We start from the raw sequence: 1,007 nt of genomic DNA, 5'->3' as shown, positions 1-1,007 counted from the left end.
GCCGGCGGCAACCTGATAGGCACGCTGGCCGGGCGCGATCCCGCGCGCAAGCCCATCGCCACCGGCTCGCATTGCGACACCGTGATGGCCGGGGGCCGTTTCGACGGCATCATCGGCGTGCTGGCCGGCATCGAAGTGGCCCACACCTTGCGCGAGCAAGGCGTGCAGCTGGAACATCCCTTCGAGGTCATCGACTTCCTGTCCGAGGAGCCCAGCGACTATGGCATTTCCTGCGTCGGCAGCCGCGCGCTCTGTGGCCAGCTGACGCCCGACATGCTGGCGGCCCGCAACCCCGAAGGCGAGACGCTCGCCGCCGGCATCGCCCGCATCGGCGGCGACCCCTCGGCGCTGGGCGCGCCGCTGCGCGGCCCTGACGGCACCGCGGCGTTCGTCGAACTGCATATCGAACAAGGCCCGGTGCTGGAAAGCCGCGGCCTGCCTATCGGCGTGGTCACCAACATCGTCGGCATCCGCCGCGTGCTGATCACGGTGGAAGGCCAGCCGGATCATGCCGGCACCACGCCCATGGACATCCGCCGCGACGCCCTGGTGGGCGCGGCCCGCATCATCGATGCCGCCCACCGCCAGGCCAGCGCCGCCAGCGGCAATCCGCATTACGTGGTCGCCACCGTGGGCCGGTTGTCCATGACGCCGAACGCCGCCAACGCGGTGCCAGGCCGGGTCGAGCTGACGCTGGAAATGCGCAGCGACAGCGATGCCGTGCTGGACGCCTTCCCGGAAACGCTGATGGCCGGCGTGGCCACCGACCTGACCGCGCTGCGCCTGTCCGCAAGCTTCACGCAGCTAAGCCGCGCGCGGCCGACGGACTGCACGCCGTTGGTGATGGACGCGGTGCAGGCCGCCGCCGACCAGCTCGGCTACGCCTCCATGCGCCTGCCCAGCGGCGCGGGCCACGACGCGGTCTACATGGCGCCCACCGGCCCCATCGGCATGATCTTCATCCCCTGCCTGAACGGCCGCAGCCACTGTCCGGAAGAGTGGATCGA

At 71.0% G+C, this 1,007-nt stretch carries 1 protein-coding gene; it reads left to right on the top strand.

Annotation, left to right across the window (positions count from 1 at the left end; all coding sequences use genetic code 11):
- The coding region (gene ertE / locus AC1RHV_RS31095; protein ID WP_492302724.1) for an N-carbamyl-l-glutamate amidohydrolase ErtE at positions 1–1,007 on the top strand (1,007 nt) is incomplete at both ends.

The organism is Achromobacter sp. GW823-FHT04E03, from assembly GCF_058796095.1.
The sequence above is the reverse complement of the archived record's forward strand: the minus strand, read 5'-3'. Positions and strand labels throughout refer to the sequence as shown.